Source organism: Paraburkholderia sp. (genome assembly GCF_035501035.1).
Taxonomy (GTDB): Bacteria; Pseudomonadota; Gammaproteobacteria; order Burkholderiales; family Burkholderiaceae; genus Paraburkholderia.
Genome location: NZ_DATJWR010000332.1, coordinates 1 through 3,681, shown reverse-complemented (window position 1 = coordinate 3,681; position 3,681 = coordinate 1). Strand labels below are relative to the sequence as shown.

4 protein-coding genes are annotated in these 3,681 nt (G+C 63.9%); all 4 read left to right on the top strand.

The window, feature by feature from the left end; translation table 11 throughout:
- Nucleotides 1–320: 320 nt before the first annotated feature.
- On the top strand, nucleotides 321–854 hold the full coding sequence (locus tag VMJ11_RS24660) for a DUF6431 domain-containing protein (RefSeq protein ID WP_325622679.1): 534 nt from the start codon (nucleotides 321–323) through the stop codon (nucleotides 852–854).
- Between the two features lie 135 nt (nucleotides 855–989).
- A complete protein-coding gene (locus VMJ11_RS24655; RefSeq protein ID WP_325622677.1) occupies nucleotides 990–2,312 on the top strand; it encodes a DDE-type integrase/transposase/recombinase in 1,323 nt (440 codons plus the stop codon).
- A gap of 1 nt (nucleotide 2,313) precedes the next feature.
- On the top strand, nucleotides 2,314–3,108 hold the full coding sequence (locus tag VMJ11_RS24650; protein WP_325622675.1) for an ATP-binding protein: 795 nt from the start codon (nucleotides 2,314–2,316) through the stop codon (nucleotides 3,106–3,108).
- A 42-nt stretch (nucleotides 3,109–3,150) separates the two neighbouring features.
- Nucleotides 3,151–3,339 (top strand): hypothetical protein, encoded by a 189-nt coding sequence (locus VMJ11_RS24645; RefSeq protein WP_325622673.1) that lies wholly within the window; start codon nucleotides 3,151–3,153, stop codon nucleotides 3,337–3,339.
- Nucleotides 3,340–3,681 lie beyond the last annotated feature (342 nt).

Sequence of the window (3,681 nt, the reverse complement as noted above, 5' to 3'; positions counted from 1 at the left end):
CCTTGTTGTACTGGGTCAGCGTGTACATTGCGCCCACGGGTTCGCGACTCAGATTGATGAAGGCGAACGGGTGGTCCCGCTCAACACGAGCGACCTGTTCCAGGTAGCGATGCCACAGTTGCAGGAACCACTCACCATACTGTTACGTCCCGAACTATTTGAGTTTTAGCGGGAGGCGTTTATCTCGCGAACGTCGGGAACGATTTTTTGAACTTCACCGCGCGCAGCGCGGGACACGAGGGACGTAAAGAAGGCCGGTGCTGCCGTGATATCGTGAGACGGGTTCCAAGCCAACTCTCGAATCAACAACAGACCAGCCTATGCGACGAATCGTACGCGCATTCCTCTCTCTCGAACAGCATCTTCGCTCTGTCATCTCCACCCCGCAGTCCTACCGCCCCAGTCATTGCCCACATTGCGGCTTCGGCGGACTCTGGGGCCACGGCTTCTACGGCCGCAAGGCTGACCGCAGCAGTGGCGCCAGGCTCAACCCGGTGCCCGTTGCACGCTTCTGTTGCCAGTCGTGTGGCCGCACCTGCTCGCGTCTGCCGCTATGCATCTGCCCGCGGCGGTGGTACGCATGGGCCCTGCAGCAACTGGTTCTCTCGCTGATGCTCTTCGGCCTGTCCCTGCGCAGCACCGCGAAGGTGACCGGTCTCAGCCGCAATACCGTGCGTCGCTGGTGGCGCTGGCTGCGCGAGCGCACCCCCGTTTTCGCCTTCCTCCTGCGCAGCCGCTTCCCCGAGCTCGGCCGCACAACCGACACGATGTCGTTCTGGCGGGCATGCCTTGCCTGCATGCCCTTGTGCATGGCGATGGCCTGGCTCGACCTGGACGACCTGAGCGTCCCGTGATCCGCTGAGCCTGGCGCGCCGCGAGACGGCCAGTTTTACGTTTTTTCAGGGTGCCCACACAGTCTGGCCACTTCCGTTGCGTTCGCAACGGCGATTTCATGTCGATTCCTCAATTGAACGAAGGAATCTATCGACATGAATCACATCGACGAGATGGCACTGTTCCGTCTGGGCGTACTGGGTCCGCTCACCAGCCGCGGCGAACTCGCCCGCGGTGAACTCGCTCGCCTGATCCGCCAGATCGCACAGCAGGAGTACGCGATCCCCGGCTCCCAACGCCGCCATATCAGCGAGAAGACGCTACGCGCATGGTACGACCTCTGGCGTCGCGAAGGCATCGCGGGGCTGGCCAGCAAGCCGCGTACCGATCGCGGCGCCTCGAAGCTCAGTGAGGCCGTCCAGGACGCCGTGCTCGCGGCCAAACGCGAGAACCCCCGACGCTCAATCCGCCAGATCCGCCTGCTGCTCGAAGGCGCCGGCGTCGTGCCGCGAGACTCGCTCTCGAAGAGCGCCGTGCACCGCCTGCTCAAGATCCACGGCCTGTCGCGCATCAGCGGCCCCTGCGTCGTGCCCGACGAGAAGCGCAGCTTCGTGGCCGAGCACGCCGGGTCCATCTGGTACGGCGACGTACTGCACGGTCCCACGCTGTTGCTGGGCGGCAAACGCCGCAAGACCTACCTCGTCTCGCTGATGGATGACGCTTCGCGCCTGATCGCCCACAGCGCGTTTTGTCTGTCCGAGACGGCACTCGATATCGAAGGGGTGCTCAAGCAGGCGTTAATGAGAAGGGGGCTGCCAGGCCGCCTGGTTGTCGACAACGGTTCGGCCTATCGCAGCGCCACGCTGCAGGGCATCTGCGCGCGCCTGTCCATCCGGCTCATCTACTGCCGCCCCTATCAGCCAGCGTCGAAGGGCAAGATCGAGCGCTGGCACAGGACACTACGTTCCCAGTTCCTCGCCGAACTTGATACGACCCATGTCCGCGATCTGGGCGATCTGAACGCCCGCCTTTGGGCCTGGATCGACCAGATCTATAACCGCAGCAAGCACAGCGCACTCGGTGAGCACACGCCACTCTCGCGCTATCAGCAGGACCTGCCGCGCATCCGCCTGCTTGGGCCACTGGCCGCGCAGCTCGATGAACTGTTCTGGCATCGCGTCAAACGCCTGGTGCGCCGCGACGCTACGGTCTCCTACGAAGGCACACGCTTTGAAGTTCCCTATGAACTCACCGGACAGCACGTGAGCCTCGTCGTCGATCCGCACAGCGGCACCGTCATGCATGTCGAGAACGAGGCGGGGCAGGTCATTGGTGCGGCCACCAGGCTCGATGCGCTCGCCAACAGCACGCGCCGGCGGCAGCGCCCCGGCAGCGAAGCGGCGAGCGCCCACGTAGCCACGGGCCCGAACCTCATCGAGCTCGCCCATCGGCAGCACTACCCGCACACGGAGCAATGACATGTACCGTCAGCATTTCGGCCTGCGCTGCGCGCCGCTTGACAAGGACTCGATCGAACTGTGGGACGACGGCGCCATTACCCATCTGCGTGATCGCTTCCAGTGGCTGCTCGATAGCCCAGGCGTCGGCCTGCTCACTGGCGAGCCCGGCGTGGGCAAGACCTCCACCTTGCGTCACATCACCAGCAAACTCAATCCGCACCGCTATCAGGTCGTCTACACGGCCGAGACCGACTTCGGTCGCGTCGACCTGTACCGCGCGCTCGCGCGCGGACTCGGGCTCGAGCCCAGCTACCGGCGGGCCGACCTGTGGCGCGACATCAAGCAGCGCATCGTCGAACTCGCCCAGAGCCGCCAGATCGTGCCCGTATGGATCATTGACGAATCCCAGCACCTGGCCGCCGAGTTCTTCCGCGATCTGCCGTCGTTCCTGAACTTTTCACAGGACGCCAGGGATCTCATCACCGTCTGGCTCGTTGGTCACCCGTCGCTAGCCAGCATGCTCGAACGGGCGCAGTTCAACGCGCTCCACAGCCGCATCCAGGTACGCGTGCACTTCACGCCGGTTCTGGAGCGCGAACGCTTCTCCCAGCTCATCGCTCACGCGCTCAACGCCGCCGGCTGCACCCACACGCTGCTCTCCGATTCCGCCCTCGAGCAGCTGCGCGAAGCCTCGCGCGGGGTGCCCCGTCAGGCCGGGCGCATCCTGCGTAACGCCATGCGCCTGGCCGTACCGAAAGGGCTGAACCACATCCCCGACGAACTCCTGCAGCGCGCCATCGAGGAGGTGCGGTGAGCATGATCTTCAAACCGTCGTACTTCAATCGCGAGGTGCACCATGTTCATCTTTACCCGCAACGCCAAACCCTGTCGACCTGAGCTCACTGATGAAGCGGCCTGGCTGATCCGGCTCATGCTTGCCGACCTCTACCACTGGTTCGACTGGGAGTACGGCAAGCAGGCACGCCGTTATCGTCCGCCCGATGTCCCGCCGCTCGATGAGGACCCACTGGACGATCCATTCTAAACTTCGGCCCCGGCGTTCATCGCGTCGGGGCCGCTTCACTTTGGCGCGTACGCGCGACGCTTCTCGCCGTTTCCCCGTTTCCTCTGAACTCCGTTTCGCGCTCTGCGTGATCCTGTGCATTTCCATCACAGCGCGAGACGACTCGCTTTGTTTCAGCCCGAATAGCGCGGGACGTCACTTCTTAAATATCCCGGGACGTAACACCATACTCAGGCAGAAACCAGTACGCCTGCTTGTAGTAGGCCGCCGCGTCGTGCATGCCGCCCTTCCAGCCGGCGTGGCGCCGGTCCATCACCTCGGTGCGGGGCACGAGGCCGAACTGTTGGACTAGGTATTCCGCCC

Bases quoted from the DNA above. Each gene is read 5' to 3' on its own strand.
- VMJ11_RS24660 (WP_325622679.1), top strand. From the start codon at position 321: ATGCGACGAATCGTACGCGCATTCCTCTCTCTCGAACAGCATCTTCGC.
- VMJ11_RS24655 (WP_325622677.1), top strand. From the start codon at position 990: ATGAATCACATCGACGAGATGGCACTGTTCCGTCTGGGCGTACTGGGT.
- VMJ11_RS24650 (WP_325622675.1), top strand. From the start codon at position 2,314: ATGTACCGTCAGCATTTCGGCCTGCGCTGCGCGCCGCTTGACAAGGAC.
- VMJ11_RS24645 (WP_325622673.1), top strand. From the start codon at position 3,151: ATGTTCATCTTTACCCGCAACGCCAAACCCTGTCGACCTGAGCTCACT.